Below are 19,541 nucleotides of genomic sequence, written 5' to 3'. Positions count from 1 at the left end.
CCCATGTCCCTCATCAACGCCCACCTCGCCGAAGGCATCGGCAGCATCACCTTCAACTACGACTTCAAGCGCAACGCCCTGTCCGAAGCCATGACCGGCGAAATCGCCGCCGCCCTCGCCCTGTTCACCCAGGAAGGGGCCCGGGTCGCGGTGATCCGGGGCCAGCCGGGAGCCAAGGTGTGGTCCGCCGGCCACAGCGTGGACGAGCTCCCCACCGGCGGCCACGACCCCCTGGGCTGGAAGGACTCGCTGCGCATGGTGATCCGGGAGATCGAAGCCTTCCCCGGCCCGGTCATCGCCCAGGTGGGCGGCAGCGTCTGGGGCGGCGCCTGCGAACTGGTGTTCGCCTGCGATCTCATCGTCGCCACCCCCGAAGCCACCTTCGCCGCCACCCCGGCCAAGCTCGGCGTGCCCTACAACGCCACCGGCCTGCTCACCTTCCTCAACGCCCTGCCCCTGCACCTGGCCAAGGAACTGCTGTTCACCGGCAGCCCCATGGGCGCCGCCCGCCTGGAACGCCAGGGCGTCATCAACCACCTGGTGCCCGCCGCCGAGATCGACGCCTTCGTGCACGAGCTGGCCAAGGGCATGGCCCACAACGCCCCCCTCTCCATCTCCGTGATCAAGGAACAGCTGCGCATCCTGGCCGGCGCCCACGCCCTCTCCCCCCAGGATTTCGAACGCATCCAGGGCCTGCGCCGGGTGGTCTACAACAGCGCCGACTACGCCGAAGGCATCCACGCCTTCAAGCAGAAGCGCAAGCCGATTTATCGGGGGCAGTAGGTAGGATTAGGCTTCCGGCAATCGGGCCGCGAAGGGGAGACAAAGCGTGAAATTCGGTTACACCATCATCTACGTCGCCGACGTACCGGCCTCCATGGCCTTCTGGGAAAGGGCCTTCGGCCTGCAACGGCGCTTCATCGACGCAACGGGCGTCTACGGGGAGCTGGAGGCCGGCGCCACCTGCATCGCCTTCGCCAGCCACGGCCTGATGGCGGACCTGCTGCCCCCGGAATGCGTGACGGAGCCGCCATCGCCCCAGCATCACGCTTTCGAGATCGGCCTCTTCACGGAAGACGTGCCGGCCGCCTACACCCAGGCCCTGGCCCAAGGCGCCACCGGCCTGACGCCACCGCGCACCACGCCCTGGGGCCAGACCGTCTCCTTCGTCCGCTGCCCGGAGGGGACCCTGGTGGAGTTGTGTACGGCCATCAAGCGTTAGTGCCCCAGCGCCCGATCCATATCGCCTGATCCAATGGAAACCAATCCCAGGCAGTCTCCGCCCCCCGAAGTGGAACGTCAGAAATATCAGACGCTGCATGCCTGCATTGTCTACGGGTTCGCCGCGGTTGTTCTCTTTATTGCTTTGACAGTCTCGTTGCAACTCGGACTGGGGATTGGTCTGGCGGCCCTGCTCCTCCTGGGCACTTGGTGGGGCGTCCTCATCGTTTTCTGGAGCCACCCAGTTTTCTGCCGGTTCGAAATGGAACATGAGTGGTTGGCCAAGACGCGCCAACTGCCGGCGGGGGTAGAAAGAACATTGCTCACAGGCCTATGGGTCACTTTCTACTGGCCCCTTCTGCTATCGAAGAACATCTATTTCTGGGCATTGCTTGCAGGCGTCGGCATCTATTACGCCTTGAAACTCAGGTAAGCCTTCAGTAGAACCGCCAAGGCCGGAATCAACCCCCTACCACCGCCGCTTTCTTGCTTCGTCCAGAAACGCCTGCAGCAGCGGCTCCCCGTCCAGCAGTTCGCCCTTACCCGGGGTGTGGAATTCCGGGTGCCATTGCAGGCCCACCACGAAGCCGCGGCCGGTCCAGCGCACGGCTTCCACCAGGCCGTCGGCGGCGGTGGCTTCCACCGTCAGGTCCTTGCCCAACACCTTGACTGCCTGGTGGTGGATGGAAACCACCTGGCCGCCCGTCTGCTCCGGGTAGAGCCTGGCCAGCAGGCCGCCCTCGGCGAACTGCACCGGGTGGGTGTGACGGTCGTATTCGGGAGCCTCGTGGGCGATGGCGTCTTCCACCAGGCTGGGGATGTCCTGGTGCAGGCTGCCCCCCAGGGCCACGTTGATCAGTTGCAGGCCGCGGCAGATGCCCAGCACCGGCTTGCCCGCCTCCATGAACTCGTGCAGCAGTTCCATCTCGTAGGCGTCCCGCACCCGGTCGCCGGCCCATTCGGGCTTGAGGGGTTCCTCGCCGTAGCTGAGGGGCGAGAGGTCGGTGCCGCCCTGCAGCACCAGCCCGTCGAGGGCGCCCACGTAGTCGGCCAGGCGCATGTTGCTGCGCTGCATGGGGCTGTCCTGGACGATGGAGGGCACCATGAACACCAGCACGTCCCGGGACATGACCCAGTGGGCCACGGACTGCTCCAGGTACTGCAGGGTCTTGCCCAGCAGGCCGACGCTCTCGGGCTGGGGATGGTAAAGGCGGGCGGAAATGCCGATCTTGACGGTGCGCTTGGCCATGTCTGGCTCCTTTCGATCCGGGTTTCAGGGCCTTGCCGCAGCAAGGACAGAACGGAAAAGCACCGGGGAACGCCCCCGACACTGTCTCGGTGAACGCTGTGCCCTCTGTGGCAATAGCATTTTCAATACACCCGCTACACGCCCCCCGCCCAGCAACGGGCCGAGTGGCGCACCACGTCTTCCAGGGCGCCGCTTTCCTCGTGCCGGGCCCGCAGCCAGGCGCTGCCGTTGGCGCCGCTGCCGGCCATGGCGGCCAGCCGGGCCAGGGGCGCGCGGCTGCCGAGGATGTCGGCGAAGGGCTGCAGGCGCTCCAGGGTGGCCAGCAGGTCGTCCCGCAGCACCAGGCTCTGCTGGCTGCGCGGGTCCACCAGGGTGGCGTCGAAACCGAAGCGGGTGGCCTGGAAGCGGTTGTAACCGTAGACCAGGTACAGCCCCTCCTCCACCCGGTCCGCCGGATAGGGGCGCTCCACCAGCAGCCAGAAGGCCAGGGCCTGGACGAAGGCGGCCAGGGCGGCGGCCGTATCCACCTCCAGGGGGGTGTCGCAGATGCGCACCTCCACGGTGCCGAATTCGGGCTTGGGGCGGATGTCCCAGTAGAAGTCCTTGATGCTGCCGATGATGCCGTAGCCCAGCATCTTGGCAAAAAACTCCTCGAAGCCGGCCCAGGTGCTCACCGGCGGCATGTGGCCGGAGAGGGGAAAAGCGGAAACAGCGTGCAGGCGCGAGGTCTCGAAGGAGGTGTCCTGCCCCTGGGAAAAGGGCGAGGCCGCCGAGAGGGCGATGAAGTGGGGAATGTAGCGGGACAGCTGGTGCGTCAGATACACCGCGTCGTCCCCCGACTCGCAGGCCACGTGGATATGCTGGCCGAAGACGGTGAACTGCTTGGCCAGGTAGCCGTAGAGGCTGGACAGCTGCTGGAAGCGCTCCGTGGGGAAGATGCGCCGCTCGTGCCAGCGGTGGAAAGGGTGGGTGCCGCCGCCGGCGATGGCCAGGTTGAGACTGCCGGCGGTATGCACCACCGCGTCGCGCATGGCGTGCAGCTCCTCCAGCAGGCTGTCGTGGCGGGCGTGGGGGCTGCTGTTGAGCTCGATCATGCTCTCGGTGATCTCGGGCTTGATCTCCCCCGGGTGGGCCACCTTCTCCAGGGCCCGCAGCAGGTCCGGGCCGCCCCGGGTCAGGTCCTGGGTATGGGGGTTGATCACCTGCAGTTCCAGCTCCACCCCCAGGGTGTAGGGACTGACGGACTTGAACTCAAGCATGTTCGTCTCCTTCCGGCCGGCTCTCGCCGGCGCCCTTGAAGGCCGCCTGCACTGCCAGGGGGCCGAGGAATTCCAGCAGCACCACCGCCGCCAGCACCAGGTTGCCCAACCGTTCGCCGAACTGGGGATAGAGGCTGGTGAGGTCGTGCACCAGGGCGATGGCCACCCCGGACATGGGCAGCAAAGCCAGGCTCAGCCAGGCATGCTGGCGCCAGGTGATGCGGGAGAAAGGCGCGGTGAGCATGACCCCGGCCGCCTTGCCCAGGCTGCGGGCCGCCAGATAGGCCAGCACCGGCAGGCCGGCGGCCAGCACCGCCGTCAGGGGCAGGCTGGCCCCGGTGAGGACGAAAAGGACGATGTAGAAGAGCTGGGCGGCGCCCCCCAGGTCCACGCTGAGCAGGGCGTAGCGGCTGTCCCACTGGCGGCAGGCCAGGCCGAACACCAGCAGGGCCAGGAACACCGACAGCTGGAAGGCGTGGGCCAGGCCCACCGCCGCCAGCAGCATGCCGGCCAGGAGGATGAACTGGGAGAACTTGGATTCAGGCCCCTTGCCCAGCAGGCGGGCGCCCCACAGCACCAGGCGGGCGGCCAGGCTGCCCAGCAGCACCGAACCCAGCAGCAGGTAGAGGGGATGCAGCAGGGTCTTGTGCCAGGGCGCCGCATTTTCCGCATGGGCCACCGAGAGCAGGGTGGTGGCGGTGAGGAAGGCGAGCAGGGTGTTGATGGCCACCAGGGCCAGGGTGCGCTCCGTCACCTGGCCTTCGGCCCGGAATTCCCGGGCCACCAGCAGCACCACGGCAGGCGAGGTGGACAGGCCGATGGCCGCCGCCAGGCCCGCCTCCACCCGGGTGAAGCCGAACAGGCACAGCACCCCGGCCATGGCGGCGAAGGCCAGGGCCGATTCGAGCAGGGCCGCGGCCAGCAGGGAGCGGTCCCGCTTGAACCAGGTCAGGTCCAGGCGCCGGCCCAGGTCGAAGAGGATCAGGCCCACGGCCACGTCGAAGAAGAGCCGGGTTTCCCCCAGCAGGGGGTGCAGGGACCAGCCCGGCGGCAGCCAGGGGCCGGCCTGGCCCAGCAGCAGGCCGGCCAGGAACCAGCCCAGCAGGCGCGGCAGTTTCAGGCGGCGGGCCAGCTCGCCGCCGAACAGCCCGGCCAGCAGCAGGCTGCCGAACAGGGCGGCGGGGCCCAGGGCCGGCGGCAGGGCCGGCAGAAAAGCGAAAGAGATGTTTCCGTCCATAGCGCGGTGCTCCCATGGGACGGCTGTTCAGCAATGTCTCAACAATGCGGCGCCCGGGCGGCCTGCCCGATGGGGCAGGAGCGGTCAGCGCACAGCCTGTTTTTGTTATTGAAAGACGGGCGCCGGCATGGCGCCCCGGGATCATCCCCGGGGGCGGGGACGGTGGAGGCCGTAGGTTACTTCAGGTCAGAGTCGGCCGGACCCCGGCAAGTTCCGTACGGCCTGACGGCGCGCAAAGCCAAGGCGCAGACGCTTCTCGGTACCGATGACCAGGCCGCAGAAGAGGGCGAAGGCGCCGATTTCCAGCCATTCCGTGAGGCCGATGGGGGCCGTGGCGAAGAGCCGGTTCATGATCGGCGCGTAGGTGAACAGCAGCTGCAGGGCCGCCATGGTGCCGATGCCGCCCCAGAACCAGCGGTTGGTGAACAGGCCGATGCTCCAGAAGGAATGGGTGAGGGAGCGGCAGTTGAAGAGATAGACCGTTTCCACCAGCACGAACACATTGACCGCCACGGTGCGGGCCTCGGCCAGGGTGTGGCCCTGGTCCAACTCCCTCAGGAAGAGGCCGAAGGCGCCGAGCAGCAGCAGCAGGCTCACCAGCAGGATGCGCCCCACCAGGGGGGCGTCCAGCACCGGCGTCTGGGGCGCCCGGGGCGGGCGGGCCATGACGCCCTTCTCGATGGGTTCGAAGGCCAGCATGAGGCCGAGGAACACGGCCGTGGTCATGTTGATCCACAGGATCTGCAGGGGCGTGATGGGCAGGGTGGCGCCGGCAACGATGGCGGCGACGATGACCAGGCCCTCGCCGAAATTGGTGGGCAGGGTCCAGGTGATGAACTTCACCAGGTTGTCGAAGACGCCCCTGCCCTCCTCCACCGCCGCCTCGATGGCGGCGAAGTTGTCGTCGGTGAGGACCATGGCGGCAGCCTCCTTGGCCACCTCGGTGCCGGTGATGCCCATGGCGATGCCGATGTTGGCCTGCTTCAGGGCCGGGGCGTCGTTCACCCCGTCGCCGGTCATGGCCACCACCTGGCCCTGGGCCTGCAGGGCCCGCACCAGGCGCAGCTTCTGTTCCGGCTCGACCCGGGCGAAGACGTTGATCTGCAGCACCGCCGCCTGCAGCCCGGCATCGTCCAGGGCCGCCAGTTCGCCGCCGGAGAGGGCCTGCTCGCCTTCGGCGGCGATGCCGATCTGGCGGGCGATGGCCAGGGCGGTGACGGCATGGTCGCCGGTGATCATCTTGACCCGGATGCCGGCGTTGCGGCAGGCCTTCACCGCAGCCACGGCCTGGGCCCGGGGCGGGTCCATCATGCCGATCAGGCCCAGGTAGTCCAGGCCCTCGCCGGCGATCAGGGAGTCGGCCTCCAGCACGGCCTCGGCCGCCCAGCCGCGGCGGGCCACGGCCAGCACCCGCAGGCCCCGGGCCGCCATCTCCCGGGCCTGGCGCTCGATGGCGGCGGCGTCGGCCGCAGTCAGGGGCACCGGCAGGCCTTCCGCATTGCAGCGGCGGCGGCAGTGGGGCAGCAGCTTTTCCAGGGCGCCCTTGGCATAGACCACCAGGCCGCCGTCGCCCCGGTGCAGGGTGGCCATGTACTGGCGGGCCGAGTCGAAGGGCAGTTCATCCTGGCGCGGATAGAGGGAAAGCAGGGTGTGCTCGTCCAGCCCGGCCTTGCGCGCCGCCACCAGCAGGGCGGCCTCCGTCGGGTCGCCGCTGATCTGCCAGTGGCGCCCCTCCTTGAAGAGGCCGGCGTCATTGCACAGGGCGGCGGCCAGCAGGGTTTCCCGCAGGGCCGGCTCCGGCGGCGCCTCGTTGCCCAGGCGGCGGCCGCCGATCTCCCCTTCCGGGGCGTAGCCGTTGCCGCTCACCGGGTAGGCGATGCCGCCGGCCACCACTTCCCGCACCGTCATCTGGTTCTCGGTGAGGGTGCCGGTCTTGTCGGAGCAGATCACCGTGGTGCTGCCCAGGGTTTCCACCGCCGGCAGCTTGCGGATGATGGCGCGGCGCTTGGCCATGCGCGAGACGCCGATGGCCAGGGTGATGGTCATGGCCGCCGGCAGGCCTTCGGGAATGGCGCCCACGGCCAGGGCCACCGCCGCCATGAACATCTCGAAGGGGGATTCGCCGCGCCACAGGCCGACGGCAAAGGTGAACAGGGCCAGGGCACCGATGGCCATCAGCAGCCAGTTGGAAAAGGCCGCCATCTTGCGGGTGAGGGGCGTCATCAGGTCCGGCGTCTCGCCCATCAGCTTGGAGATGCGTCCGGTCTCGGTGGCGTCGCCGGTGGCGATGGTGATGCCGGCTCCCTGACCACTCACCACCATGGTGCCGGCGTAGGCCATATTGCCCCGGTCCGCCAGCAGGGTTTCCGGCGGCAGGGTCTCGGCGTGCTTGTCGCTGGCCGTGGATTCGCCGGTGAGGGCCGCCTCCATGGCCTTCATCTCCTTGGCCCGGAACAGGCGCAGGTCTGCCGGCACCTTGTCGCCGGCGGCCAGCAGCACCACGTCGCCGGGCACCAGGGCGCGGGAGGGCAGGCGCTTCTTCTCCCCTTCCCGCAGCACCGTCACCTCGCTGGCGACGGAACGGGCCAGGGCCGCCAGGGCGCTCTCTGCCTTGCCTTCCTGAATGAAGCCGATGACGGCGTTGATCAGGGTGACGCCGAAGATGACCCCCGAATCCACCCACTCGCCGAGAAAGGCGGTGACGGCCCCGGCCAGCAGCAGCACCAGCACCAGGGGCTGGGCGAACTGCAGGGCGAAGCGCAGCAGAGGGCCCTTGCCCGGCTTGGGCGTCAGCCGGTTCTCGCCGTGGGTCTGGCGGCGGCATTCCACCTCGGCCTCCGACAGCCCTTCGGCGCAGGAGGTCTGCCAGTGCTCGGCAACGGCGTCGCCGGAGAGGTGGTGCCAGACGGGGGAGGAAGCATCGGGACGGGGCATGGTGGGCGAGAAGGCAATGACGACAGCCTTATTGTCCGCCCTTTCCCCTTTCCGGTGGAGTACGTCAGGCTCCCGACACGGCCTTGTGCAAACGGCTGCCGCCGAGCCAGGCGGCCAGCCCGGCCAGGCTGACGATGCCGCCGCAGAGGCAGACGCCGCTCCAGCCGGCAGCGCCGTAGGCGGCGGCGGAGACCAGGGAGCCGGCGGCGCCGCCGATGAAATAGCAGGTCATGTAGGCCGCCGTCAGCCGGTTGCGGGCCTCGGGCCGGATGCGGTAGATGGCGCCCTGGTTGCTCACGTGCACGCCCTGCACCGCCAGGTCCAGGGCCAGCACGCCGAGGATCAGGGCCACCAGGGACAGGGGCGCGAAATAGAGGGCGCCCCAGGAGAGCAGCAGCAGCCACCAGCCCAGGGTGGTGGCCCGGTCGCCGTGGCCCCGGTCCGCCAGATGGCCGACGGCGGAGGCAGCCAGGGCGCCGGCGGCGCCGGCCAGGCCGAAGAGGCCGATGGTCACTTCGGAAAAGCCGTAGGCGGGGCCGGCCAGGAGGAAGGCCATGGAAGTCCACAACACGCTGAAGGCGGCGAAGGCGGCGGCGCCGAGGAAGGCCCGCAGGCGCAGGCTCGGCTCCTCCCGGAAGAGGCCGAGCACCGACAGCAGCAGCCGCGGATAGCTGAGGCCGACGCTGTGCTGGTAGCGGGGCAGGCGCCGGGCCAGCACCAGGGCCGCCAGGGCCATGGCCGCGGCGCCGACCCAATAGACCGTGCGCCAGCCGCCCAGGGTGGCCAGGGCCCCGGCCACGGTACGGGCCAGCAGGATGCCCAGCAGCAGGCCGCTCATCACCGTGCCCACCACCTTGCCGCGCTGGGCCGGCGCCGCCAGGGTCGCCGCCAGGGGCACCAGCACCTGGGCCACCACGGAGAACAGGCCGGCCAGGGCGGTGCCGACGAAGACGCCGGCCATGGAGGGCGACAGGGCGGTGACCAGCAGGCCCGCCGCCGCCAGCAGGGTCATCACCACGATCAGGCGGCGCCGTTCCAGCAGGTCGCCCAGGGGCACGATCAGCAGCAGGCCCAGGGCGTAGCCCAGCTGGGCGGTGGTGACGATGGCCCCGGCCCCGGCGGCGGACAGCCCCATCTCCCGGGCGATGGCCGGCAACAGGGGCTGGGCGTAGTAGTTGCCGGCCACGGCCAGGCCGGTGGCGACGGACATGATGGGCACCAGGCCGGGCGTCAGGCCCGGGGTGGCAGGAACGGCGGCAGCAGAGGACACGGCAATCTCCAGGGGAAGGTGGGCGCCCCGGTCCCGGCCGGAGCGGCGTTATGTGGCGCCAGTATGGGAATGGCCGATCAATGACGCCAATGCATTGTTATCATCCAACCAATCCATTTTTCAGATTGATCGCCATGAACCTGCGCCAGATCGACTATGCCGTGGCAGTGGCCGAAACCGGCAGCTTCACCCGGGCCGCCGAGCGCTGCCACACGGTGCAATCCGCCCTCAGCCACCAGATCTCCCGCCTGGAGGAGCAGCTGGGAGCCCGCCTCTTCGAGCGCACCTCCCGTCGGGTGGCCCTGACCCCAGCCGGCCGCACCTTTCTCACCCACGCCCGCCAGGTGCAGGAAGCCGCCCGCCGCCTGGGAGACGAAATGGCCGCCGCCACCGGCGAGATCCGGGGCACCCTGACCCTGGGCACCATTTCCACCCTCACCGTGGTGAACCTGCCCGCCCTCCTCGCCGAATTCCACCGCCGCCACCCCCAGGTGGATATCCGCCTGCACACCGGCATGAGCGACCGCCTGCTGGAAGAACTGCGGCAGCAGGAAACCGACGCCGCCTTCATCGGCGTCTGGCCCGGCGAGCCGGTGGCCGGGGTGGACGCCCGCCTCCTCAGCGAAGAGCCCCTGGTGGCCCTGCTGCACCCGGACCATGCCCTGGCCGGGCGCAAGCGCCTCAGCCTGGCCGAACTGGCCCGGCAAACCCTGGTGGACTACCAGGCCGGCACCGGCCCCCGGCAACAGACCGACGCCGCCTTCCAGGCCGCCGCCATCGAGCGCCGGGTGACGGTGGAGGTCAATCACGTGGAATGGCTGGAGGCCCTGGTGCGGCAAAACGTCGGCATCGCCCTGGTGCCCCTGGCGACGGCCGCCCACTACCCGGGGCTGGTCACCATCCCGGTCCAGGCCGCGCCCCGCCGCCGGGTCTACTTCGCCTGGGGTCGCCACCCCACCCCGGCCGCCCTCGCCTTTCTTGGGCTGGTGCAGCAGGCGTTGGAGTGAGCGGCGGGACGCTCAGGGCATCCGGTCTGGGAGGTAGGAGGGACGGACCTTTCGGCCATGACATGGCGGAGAGGGGCGTCGTTATTGGGTGATGGCGCTGTTGTTTCTGGGACTGCGGACGCATGGTTGCCGGTCTGAATCTTCAGGCGTGGTGAGTTCAGTAACCGCTGTGTTCCGCGCCTGACGCGCGGGTTACTTGTTCTTGTCTCGCCAAGAATAAGTAACCAACAAGAAGGCGAGCCCGGTTTGGCGCCCCGCTACGCGGGGTCCCCTGCGCTACTCGCTTCCGCCGGGGGCTGCGCAACTCGGGCCTAAAGGCCCTCAAACAGTGCTCGCCCTTTTCCCGCCAAAAGCTCCGTTGCTCGGCGCCGCACAGGGCGGGATTGGCGCTTGCCGAATTCAGCTATCGACCCCAACCGGTAATTGCCTCGGGGAAAGCAGATGTTCAATGTCTGACATAACCGGTGCTGCGCGGCTTCATCGCGCAGTGCCCGTGTTGATGGATGGGTTGGGCAGCATTTACTCCCACGTGATGTTTATTACGCCGGGAATTGACGGCACCAACTCGATAAGATGTGCCCTCAGTTTCTCGATCTCGGGCGCGGGATTTATGCGTTTGAAAAGGCGCTGGACGGTCGAAAGTTCAGCGACCGGAAACACGTTCCATTCGGTAGTGCTGCCATCGGTGTTTCCGCAGCCGAGCCAAAGCATGAATGGTTTGCGCGACAACATGACCACCCAGCCAAAGTCTTCGGGAATCACTCCCTCGACGGCGACACCGCGCTCTTTGAGATTTTCGGCCAACCACTGAGCCAGTGCTTTGCCATAGCGCCCAGAGTTTGTTTCTTCCTCCTCACCGTGCACGGGCTTGAAGAACTCAGTTTGGAATGAGACCTGTGGATTCACGCTCATGATGATGCCCAACGTTTGGCGTGAGGGATGCTGGTGCGCAGCGGAGGGAACCCAGCTTGCTGGGCGTCCCTCTCGACGGAATTGTTAGACCGCATTGGCGAACAGAAATGGGTACTCACTTTCACAATACTCCTTGAGCAAAGCATAAATTGCCTCGTCACCGTCCTTCGTACTGGAGTGTTGTGTGACGCACAGATAGTAGTTGAGGTTTTCATGCTTGGCGAAGATCAGCCACTCCCCTGTCAGGTTCTTGTTTTTTGCTTTCTGCTCATACCCGCCAATAGTGAATTCATGAGCTATGCGGCCTTGCCAGCCATGAACTGTTGGTTCTTGCGCTTCCGCTTGGGCTACGTGCGAATACAACTCGCCAAACTTTGGGCTGTTTTCATAAGCAAGACCCCAATGATTTATGAGGTTTTGCATTAAAAATCTAGCATCAAAAAAATGAGCCTTCCAGAAGCCTTTCAACGGTGGATGCTTGAAAGGCTCTTCACCTCTTACGCAACTTCCCCCGCGCCCAACTCCTTCCAAATTCTGGATAACGTCAGTCACAGAAAAGTAGTTGAAAGTTCTGTGCTTACTAACCGAGGTTAGCTGCGCCAGTAAGAGATTGCTGAGGCGGGCGCAGTCCACTCGACAGAGACCGACATTGTCATCTTTGAAGAGGGCAACGTCTTCTTCAGTAATGCGCAGACGGTCATGTAGCTCGGAATAAAGGTTCATGCGGTCTAGCTAGTAGACGACAAAAACGTCCAATAAAATGGGGCTGTCCAATATCCTGGAACACTGAACAGCCGAATCGATTGTCCCGCAACGGATTCAGCAAACCTTCCGTTTACTGGCCTCACTAAAAATCCGTGAAACCGGACAGCCTCAAACTTACCGACAGGACACCAGAATCGCAACCAGAAGTTGCGAATTGCATATTCCAATCACCCCCCCTCCCAACCGGCGCGACCACCTTCGCTACGCCACCGGTTCCCCATCCCCTTCCACCCCCGCCGAGCAGCGCAAGGCGGGCGGGGGGCTTTCGGCGAGGACTGTTTGAGGCCCGAAGGGCCGAGTTCCGCAGCCGCCCGCTCGACTGAGCAGCGCAGGGGAGCCCGCAGGGCCGGGGGTGAGGGTTCCCCTTCTTTTGGTTCCTTTTCTTGGGGAAGCAAGAAAAGGAACACGCGCGGCGGCGCGGAACCCGGCCGCAAAATCGACAAACCACGCCCCGCCAATCCCCAGAAACAAAGCCCCAAAACCACCCCGCCACCAAACAAAAAGGACAGCCATCTCCACCATGCCCCGGCGGAAATGCCCGTCCTTCCTGCCTCCTGGCGCACCCGGTGCGCCAGCCAATTCAAACCCCGTTAATCCGGCTCACCAGCCGTAATAGACGCCCCCGCCCCGGCGGTAGTAGGGCCCCCAGCGCGGGCCCCAGAAGGGGTCGTAATAGGGCATGGCCCGCAGCCGCTCCTGCTGCCGCACGGCCTCCACCTCCCGGGCGTTCTGCTGTTCCTTTTCCGTCAGGGTGGTGGCCAGATCGGCCCGCAGCGCCTTCTCCCGGTATTCGTGCAGGTAGTCGAGCACCGCCACCGGCAAGCCCTGGCGGGTCAGGTCCAGTACCTGGCTGGGGGTGGGGTCGAGGCGGGTCTGGGTTTCCTTGAGGCGGGCGATGATGGCGTCGGCCTTCATGCCGGATTTGGCCATGGCCACCAGTTCGGGGAAGCCCAGCTTGGGCGTGTCGGGCGCCAGGCGCTGCATCTGTTCGGGGGTGAGGCGGGCCAGCTTGGGGGTGGCGGTGCCGTCGGGAGGGGCGCTGGCGCAGCCGGCCAGCAGGGCCAGGGGCAGCAGGAGCGGGAATAGGCGGCGATGCACGGTCATGATGCTTTCTCCTCCATTACGGGGCCGGATCAGGGAGAGACCCCACGGCCGGCCCCCTGGTTCCGGAAGCGGCCCGGCGAACACCAGGCGGCGGAACCCCGGGGACGCAGCCTGAGCGTCAGGCCCGGGGCCGCGGGCCAGGCGTGTTGCCGCCTACAGTACGCAACTAAGGCAAGGCGACACAACAACGCCCGCGACCCCGGGCCTGACGCTCAGGCGGTGCCGCCGACGGTGAGGCCGTCGATGCGCAGGGTGGGCTGGCCCACGCCCACGGGCACGGACTGGCCGTCCTTGCCGCAGGTGCCGACGCCCGGGTCCAGGCCCAGGTCGTTGCCGATCATCTTCACCCGGGTCAGGGCGTCCGGGCCGTTGCCGATGAGGGTGGCGCCCTTCACCGGGTAGAGAATCTTGCCGTTTTCCACCATGTAGGCTTCGGACATGGAGAAGACGAACTTGCCGCTGGTGATGTCCACCTGGCCGCCGCCGAAATTGACGGCGTAGATGCCCTTCTTCACCGACTTGAGGATTTCCTCCGGCGACTTGTCGCCGGCCAGCATGATGGTGTTGGTCATGCGCGGCAGGGGCAGGTGGGCGAAGGATTCGCGGCGGCCGTTGCCGGTGGGCTCGACGCCCATGAGGCGGGCGTTGAGGGAATCCTGCATGTAGCCTTTGAGGATGCCGTCCTCGATCAGCACGGTGCGGCGGGTGGGGTTGCCCTCGTCGTCGATGTTGAGGGAGCCGCGACGGTCCGGCAGGGTGCCGTCGTCCACCACGGTGACGCCCTTGGCGGCGACCCGCTCGCCGATGCGGCCGGAGAAGGCGGAGGAGCCCTTGCGGTTGAAGTCGCCCTCGAGGCCGTGGCCGATGGCTTCGTGCAGCAGGATGCCGGGCCAGCCGGGGCCAAGCACCACGGTCATGGTGCCGGCCGGCGCGGGCCGGGCGTCCAGGTTGGTGACGGCCTGATGCACGGCTTCGGCGGCGTAGCGCTTGAGCACTTCCTCGCTGAAGTAGCCGTAGTCGTAGCGGCCGCCGCCGCCGGCGGAGCCCTGTTCCCGCTTGCCCTTGCCACCGTCCACGATGACGGTGACGGAGACCCGCACCAGGGGCCGCACGTCGGCGGCCAGGCGGCCGTCGCTGCCGGCCACCAGCACCACGTCGTATTCGCTGGCGAGGGAGGCCATGACCTGGGTGACGCGGGAATCGATGGCCCGGGCGTAGCCTTCCAGGCGTTCCAGCAGCTTCACCTTGTCGGCGGCCTGCAGGGAGGGAATGGGGTCCTGGGCCGGATAGAGGCCGTGGCCCTTGCGACCCTTCAGCTTGGGCGCCGTGCCCGACTGGCCGGCGGCGCCGATGGCGCGCACGGCGGCGGCAGCGTCGCCGAGGGCGTTGCGGCTGATGTCGTCGGAGTAGGCGAAGGCGGTCTTCTCGCCGGAGATGGCGCGCACGCCGACGCCCTGGTCGATGTTGAAGCTGCCGGATTTGACGATGCCCTCCTCCAGGCTCCAGGCCTCGGCCCGGCTGTACTGGAAGTAGAGGTCGGCGTAATCCACGTCGTTCTTCATGATCTGGCCGAAGACCTCGGACAGGCGCTTGTCGTCCAGGCCGTAGGGGGTCAGCAACAGGGATTCGGCTTGCTTGATGATCTTGCTCATGGGGAAACCTAAAGCCTTAAAAAACTTTTGCCACAGAGGGCACAGAGTTCACAGAGTTTTTAGCGGTCGAGTCCTGGCTCTGCGTGGATAACGGAAGGGTCACAGCACCCGGTGCTTGAGGGCCGGCAGGTTGGCCCGGGTCTCGGCGATGCAGCCGTGGTCGAGCAGCCCCAGGACCACGCCGGGACCTTTCAGCTTGCGGTCCACGATGGTGCCCCAGGGGTCCACGATCATGCTGTTGCCGTGGGTCTCCCGGCCGTTCTCGTGCTTGCCGCCCTGGCCCACGGCCAGCACGTAGCACTGGTTCTCGATGGCCCGGGCCCGCAGCAGGATTTCCCAGTGGGCGCGGCCGGTGGTCTCGGTGAAGGCGGCGGGCACCACGATCAGGTCCACCGGCGCCAGGCGGCGGTACAGCTCGGGGAAGCGCAGGTCGTAGCAGATGGAAAGACCGATGCGGCCATAGGGCGTGTCGAAGGCCACCGGCTCGCTGCCGGCCTCGATGGAGGCGGCCTCGTCGTAACGCTCCAGGCCCTTCTGGAAGCCGAACAGGTGGATCTTGTCGTAGCGGGCCACGCGCTGGCCGGCCGGGTCGTAGACCACGGTGGAATTCATCACCTTGGCCGCGTCCTTCGCCTCCAGGGGAATGGAGCCGCCGATGAGCCAGATGCCGTGCTGCTTTGCCGTGGCGGCGAGGAATTCCTGGATCGGGCCGTGGCCGTCGGCTTCCCGCACCTTGACCTTGTCGCCCTCGGCCATGCCCATGATGGGGAAGTACTCGGGCAGGGCGACGATGCGGGCGCCCTGGGCCGCCGCTTCGGCGACACCGTGGGCGGCGGCCGCCAGGTTGTCGGCGACCCGGGGGCCGGACACCAGCTGCACGGCGGCGATCAGGGCATTTTCGGTCTTCTGGCGCTCAGGGCTTGGCGGATTCATCGGTCTTGGCCTTCTCGGATTTATCGGCTTTGGCGGCGGATACTTTTTCCACCTTGGGGTCTTCCCAGCTGCCGGTGACGGCGTATTCGAAAGCAAAAATCTGGTCCACCGGATTCTGCAGCACTTTCTGGGCGATGAGGGCGGCCACGCCGGCCACCGGATTGACCAGGGCCGCCGTGCCCAGGGCCACGGAGCTGCCCAGGGCCGGCTGCACCCGCACCCGCAGGTTCTGGGTTTCGTTGTCCAGGTTGATGTCGCCCTTGATGCCCACCTTGGCCGCCGGACCGTCGATGCTGAGGTCCGAGGTCTTCATCAGACCATTCTGCACCTTGAAGGTGCCCTCCACGTTGTCGAAGGCGAAACCTTCGGAGAAGACATCGCGGAAATCCAGGGTGATGCGCCGGGGCAGGGACTGCAGGGAAAGCAGGCCGATGAGCTTGCCGATGCCCGGCTCCACCTTGGCGAACTGGCCCTTTTCCGCCGTCAGCTTGACCTCGCCGGAGAGGCTGGGAATGTCCAGGGTGGTGGGCGTGTTGTTCCAGGCCAGCTTGCCCGCCAGGGTGGCGCTGCCCCGCTTGAGGGTGCCGGGGAAGCCCAGGCGGTCCAGGTACTTGCCGGCATCCCCCGCTTCCAGCTTGAATTCCACGTCGGTGCGGTGGGCGCCCCGGGGATCGGTGCGCCACAGGCCCTTGCCGTTGATGGAACCGTCCGGGCTGGAGAGCAGCACCTTGTCCAGGCGCCATACCCGGCCTTCGTTGCGGGCCAGCAGTTCGAGCTTGCCGAAGCGGCGGCTGCCCAGGGTGAAGCTGTCGGCAACGATGTCCAGGCCCGGCAGTTCGTCCTGGCTCTCGGCCTCGCCCAGGCGCTGCATGGCTTCCTGCTGGGGCGTGCTTTCCGGCAGGGTCAGGTATTTGAGGCGGGCCTTGACCCTGCCCTGGCCGGCGCCGTCCCAGTTGATCTGGCCGGCGGCTTCCTTGGCGTTGACCTCCACCTGCCAGCTGTTGCCGGCGGGCGCCGCCTTCAGGGTGACGTCGTGCAGGCGCCGCCCGGAGATGTCCAGCAGGGGCGTCTTCAGCACCGCCAGGGAGAGGGGCGCCGCCGACTCGCCGGCGGCGGCGCTGCCGCCACTACTGGCGCTAGTGCCGTTGCCGTTGACCGGGGTCAGGGCCTTGCGCCAGAAATCCGCATCCACGCTGGGCAGGTTCACCGTCAGGGCGAGGCCCCGCTCGGGCAGGCTGAGGCCTTCGCCGATGGCGATGGCGCCGCGCTCGGTGACCGGGCCGGCGGCTTCCCGGCGGCGGATGATGTGGGCGCTGGCCAGTTTGCCCAGGGTGAATTTCACCTGTTCCCTCGCCACCGACGCCGGCGCGCCCTTGCGGGGGGCGGTTTCGGCCAGGGCGCCCCGCTCCAGGTGCAGGGGCAGGGCGGCGGCGGCGCTCTTGTTGAAGGGCTCGGGCAGGCTGGAGGCCAGGCCCTTGAGGTCGGAATCCACCACCAGCTCCGCCGTCTTCTTGCGCACCCGCACCTCGCCCTTCCAGGCGGCGCTGCCGGAGACGTTGTCGAACAGGGGCAGGTCCAGCTGGCGGCGCAGGGCAGCAGCGGTGAGGCTGCCGGAGGCATTGACCAACACCTTGTCGCCCTCGTTGCTGGCGGAGAGCTTCATGGGGCCGCCGAGGAACTGGCCGGTGATTTCCTTGACGCTGATGCCGGCGTCGGTGAAGTGCAGGCGGCCGTTGGCCTGGGTGATGGGCGGCAGGCCCGGCTCCACCGTCACCTGGTTGTTGAGGAATTCGTAGTCGCCCTTGATGCGGCTGTCGGCCATGCGGCGCAGGAACAGTTCCAGCTGCAGGTTGAGGCGGCCTTCGCCCTGAGCCTTCATGCCGTCGGTGAAGTTGTCGATCTTGTCCCCCACCGGGCTCTGGTCGATGAACTTGAGGAATTCACCGGTGGGGCCTTCGGCCTTGCCGGTGATGCTGAGCAGCTCCTCCGGCGCCTCCAGGTCGGCGATCTCGGCCTTGACGCCGGAGAGGCGGGCCCCCAGCAGCTTGGCGCTCTTGGCTTCGATCAGCATGCGGGCACCCTCGAAACGCAGGGAGCCCTGGATGTCGTCGATGCGGGGCCAGCCGGAGGCGTATTCCAGGGTGGCGCCGTTGATGCGGGCGGTGACCAGGAACTGGCCGTCCTTGGGGTCGAGGAAGGGGAAGCGGGCCAGGTCGCCCTTGAGCACCAGCTTGGCCTCGGAGGCGGTGCCGCCGGTGATGGAGCTCTTCAGCCAGTCCCGGGCATCCTGGGACACCACCTTGGGCATGTAGCGCCAGACGGCAGTGCCGTCGGCCTTGCTGATGCCGGCGGTGAGGTCGATGCTGCCGGGGCCGTCGCCGCTAAGGCGGTAGGTGCCCTGGGCCGAGCCGGTGGCGTCGGGGCCGTTGAAGGTGAGGCTGTCCAGGCTGACGTCGAGGCGGCTGCCGTCGATCTTCCAGCTGACCTGGCTGTTGAGGGCATCCACCGCCAGGCGCGGATCGGGGAAGACCTGGGGCAGTTCCAGCTGGGCCTTGGCCGAGCGCAGGGTGAGGCTGCCGCCCCGGTCCCCGGCGTCCACCGTGCCGCTCATGCCGGCAAAGCCCGGGAAGCGGCTGCTGGCCTTGATGCCGAGGCCGTCGAAACGGGCCTTGAGGTTGTAGTCCTGGGGCTTGCCCTCGTTTTCCGTCCAGCTGGCCTTGAGGTCCCGCACCAGGCCCCGGGGGGCGTAGTCATTCAGCCACTGGCGCACCTCGGCGCCCAGGGGCAGGTGCTCGGCCAGGGCCGCCAGGGCGCCCAGGTCCAGGGTGGTGGCGGCGGCGCTGCCGCGGCGGCGGTCGGAGAAAAGGCCGCCCTCCTGCCAGGAGAAGGCGAAATCCGTGGGTTCCAGGCGGGTGCCGTCCCGGGTGGCAAGGCCGACCCGCTTGCCGGAGAAGCGGGTGTCGCCGTTGCGCCGCTCGCCGCTGATGCGGCCCGCCAGGCGCAGCAGGTCCAGTTCCGGCAGGTCCTTGGCCAGCTTCAGGCGCAGGTCCTGCAGGCCCACGTCGGCGGTGGCCGCCACCGGCTGGCCCTTTTCCACCTCCAGCCACAGGCGCAGGGCGCCGCTGCCCTGGGGCAGGGAAACGGGGTAATCGACCCAGGCCTGCCAGGCCGCCAGGTCGGTGTGCACGAATTCGGTGTACAGCTCGCCGCTCCAGTCCTCCAGCCGCTGCGGATCGGAGCCCCGCAGGTCGCCCCGCAGGTCGAGGCGGGAAGCCAGCTCCGCCGGCGGCAGGGCAGAGAGGCCGAAGCGGTGGTGGCGGCCCCGGTTTTCCAGGAGGAAATTCACCGCCTCCAGGGTCAGGGGCGGGGCGCCCCGCTGCAGGTCTTCCCAGACGATGGTGGCATCCTTGATGTGGATGCGCTCCTGGCTCAGCACCCAGTGCAGGGCGCTGCCGTCGCTCTTGCCGTCTTCCAGGGGAATTCCAGCCACCTCGAAGCGGCCGTCGGTAAGGCGCCGCACCAGCAGGGTCGGCTCGTTGATTTCCAGCAGGTGCAGGCGGGGCGACAGGTGGGGCACGCTCCACCAGGAGAGCACGCTCTCCACCCGTTCGAAGGCCAGGGCCGGATAGCCCTGTTTGTCGGCCACCCGCACGTCGGCCAGGGTCAGCTCGGGGCGCAGGCCGCGCCAGCCGGCGTCGATGTGGCCGATGGTGACCGGCAGGCCGACGGCCTGGCTCACTGCCTGTTCGATGTCGGCCCGGTAGTTGCCCACGTTGGGCAGCACCCAGTAGCGCAGGGCCAGCACCAGGAAGGCGAAGACGAAATAGACCACCACCCCCGCCACCAGGGCCAGGCGGCCGGCGCGGCGCCAGAACTGGCGCGCCCGGGGGCTGACGAGGAAGGGCAGGAGGGCGTGCAGGCGGTGGTAAAGGGCCGACCGCAGGACGGAATCAGTCATGGGCCTCGGCCGGCAACAGGGCGGAGGCGGCGGCAACGAT

At 67.9% G+C, this 19,541-nt stretch carries 15 protein-coding genes; 4 read left to right on the top strand and 11 right to left on the bottom strand.

What is annotated here, in order from left to right; all coding sequences use genetic code 11:
• Positions 1 to 3: 3 nt before the first annotated feature.
• From scpB to ACLSSQ_RS05355, 3 genes are read left to right on the top strand one after another with little or no spacing between them, the layout of a single operon-like run.
• Positions 4 to 783: a methylmalonyl-CoA decarboxylase gene (gene scpB, locus ACLSSQ_RS05365; RefSeq protein ID WP_152089618.1), complete on the top strand. Its 780-nt coding sequence runs from the start codon at positions 4 to 6 to the stop codon at positions 781 to 783.
• Between the two features lie 46 nt (positions 784 to 829).
• The gene (locus ACLSSQ_RS05360) at positions 830 to 1,222 is read left to right on the top strand and encodes a VOC family protein (RefSeq protein WP_416243996.1); all 393 of its coding nucleotides are present in this window, start codon (positions 830 to 832) and stop codon (positions 1,220 to 1,222) included.
• 33 nt (positions 1,223 to 1,255) lie between these two features.
• Positions 1,256 to 1,654 carry a hypothetical protein gene (locus tag ACLSSQ_RS05355; RefSeq protein ID WP_416243995.1) on the top strand — a complete coding sequence of 133 codons (399 nt, stop codon included), beginning with the start codon at positions 1,256 to 1,258 and terminating at the stop codon, positions 1,652 to 1,654.
• A gap of 36 nt (positions 1,655 to 1,690) precedes the next feature.
• Here ACLSSQ_RS05355 and ACLSSQ_RS05350 read toward each other — a convergent pair whose 3' ends face one another.
• The 5 genes from ACLSSQ_RS05350 to ACLSSQ_RS05330 form a co-directional block, all read right to left on the bottom strand.
• Entirely contained in the window at positions 1,691 to 2,470 is a 780-nt protein-coding gene (locus tag ACLSSQ_RS05350) for a gamma-glutamyl-gamma-aminobutyrate hydrolase family protein (RefSeq protein WP_130458974.1), read from the bottom strand.
• A 134-nt stretch (positions 2,471 to 2,604) separates the two neighbouring features.
• Positions 2,605 to 3,729: a YbdK family carboxylate-amine ligase gene (locus ACLSSQ_RS05345; protein WP_130458975.1), complete on the bottom strand. Its 1,125-nt coding sequence runs from the start codon at positions 3,727 to 3,729 to the stop codon at positions 2,605 to 2,607.
• Complete coding sequence (locus ACLSSQ_RS05340; protein ID WP_416243994.1) at positions 3,722 to 4,966, bottom strand: cation:proton antiporter; 1,245 nt, start codon at positions 4,964 to 4,966, stop codon at positions 3,722 to 3,724. The genes ACLSSQ_RS05345 and ACLSSQ_RS05340 overlap by 8 nt, the downstream gene beginning before the upstream one ends.
• A gap of 186 nt (positions 4,967 to 5,152) precedes the next feature.
• A complete protein-coding gene (locus ACLSSQ_RS05335) occupies positions 5,153 to 7,900 on the bottom strand; it encodes a cation-translocating P-type ATPase (RefSeq protein WP_416243993.1) in 2,748 nt (915 codons plus the stop codon).
• Between the two features lie 64 nt (positions 7,901 to 7,964).
• Positions 7,965 to 9,170 carry an MFS transporter gene (locus ACLSSQ_RS05330; RefSeq protein WP_416243992.1) on the bottom strand — a complete coding sequence of 402 codons (1,206 nt, stop codon included), beginning with the start codon at positions 9,168 to 9,170 and terminating at the stop codon, positions 7,965 to 7,967.
• Positions 9,171 to 9,304: 134 nt separating this feature from the next.
• Here ACLSSQ_RS05330 and ACLSSQ_RS05325 point away from each other — a divergent pair, with 134 nt between their 5' ends.
• Positions 9,305 to 10,177, top strand: a complete 873-nt coding sequence (locus tag ACLSSQ_RS05325) for a LysR family transcriptional regulator (protein ID WP_014238406.1) — start codon at positions 9,305 to 9,307, stop codon at positions 10,175 to 10,177.
• Positions 10,178 to 10,696: 519 nt separating this feature from the next.
• Here ACLSSQ_RS05325 and ACLSSQ_RS05320 read toward each other — a convergent pair.
• From ACLSSQ_RS05320 to ACLSSQ_RS05295, 6 genes are all read right to left on the bottom strand, one after another.
• On the bottom strand, positions 10,697 to 11,089 hold the full coding sequence (locus tag ACLSSQ_RS05320; protein ID WP_416243991.1) for a hypothetical protein: 393 nt from the start codon (positions 11,087 to 11,089) through the stop codon (positions 10,697 to 10,699).
• Positions 11,090 to 11,173: 84 nt separating this feature from the next.
• Positions 11,174 to 11,812 carry a hypothetical protein gene (locus ACLSSQ_RS05315; protein WP_416243990.1) on the bottom strand — a complete coding sequence of 213 codons (639 nt, stop codon included), beginning with the start codon at positions 11,810 to 11,812 and terminating at the stop codon, positions 11,174 to 11,176.
• 642 nt (positions 11,813 to 12,454) lie between these two features.
• Positions 12,455 to 12,958: a hypothetical protein gene (locus ACLSSQ_RS05310; RefSeq protein ID WP_014238409.1), complete on the bottom strand. Its 504-nt coding sequence runs from the start codon at positions 12,956 to 12,958 to the stop codon at positions 12,455 to 12,457.
• A gap of 212 nt (positions 12,959 to 13,170) precedes the next feature.
• Positions 13,171 to 14,610: a metalloprotease TldD gene (gene tldD / locus ACLSSQ_RS05305; RefSeq protein WP_416243989.1), complete on the bottom strand. Its 1,440-nt coding sequence runs from the start codon at positions 14,608 to 14,610 to the stop codon at positions 13,171 to 13,173.
• A gap of 99 nt (positions 14,611 to 14,709) precedes the next feature.
• Entirely contained in the window at positions 14,710 to 15,543 is an 834-nt protein-coding gene (locus tag ACLSSQ_RS05300) for a carbon-nitrogen hydrolase family protein (RefSeq protein WP_014238411.1), read from the bottom strand.
• The gene (locus ACLSSQ_RS05295) at positions 15,524 to 19,501 is read right to left on the bottom strand and encodes a YhdP family protein (RefSeq protein WP_416243988.1); all 3,978 of its coding nucleotides are present in this window, start codon (positions 19,499 to 19,501) and stop codon (positions 15,524 to 15,526) included. The genes ACLSSQ_RS05300 and ACLSSQ_RS05295 overlap by 20 nt, the downstream gene beginning before the upstream one ends.
• Between the last annotated feature and the right edge of the window lie 40 nt (positions 19,502 to 19,541).

This window comes from Azospira sp. APE16 (assembly GCF_047901315.1).
Taxonomy (GTDB): Bacteria; Pseudomonadota; Gammaproteobacteria; order Burkholderiales; family Rhodocyclaceae; genus Azospira; species Azospira oryzae.
The sequence above is the reverse complement of the archived record's forward strand: the minus strand, read 5'-3'. Positions and strand labels throughout refer to the sequence as shown.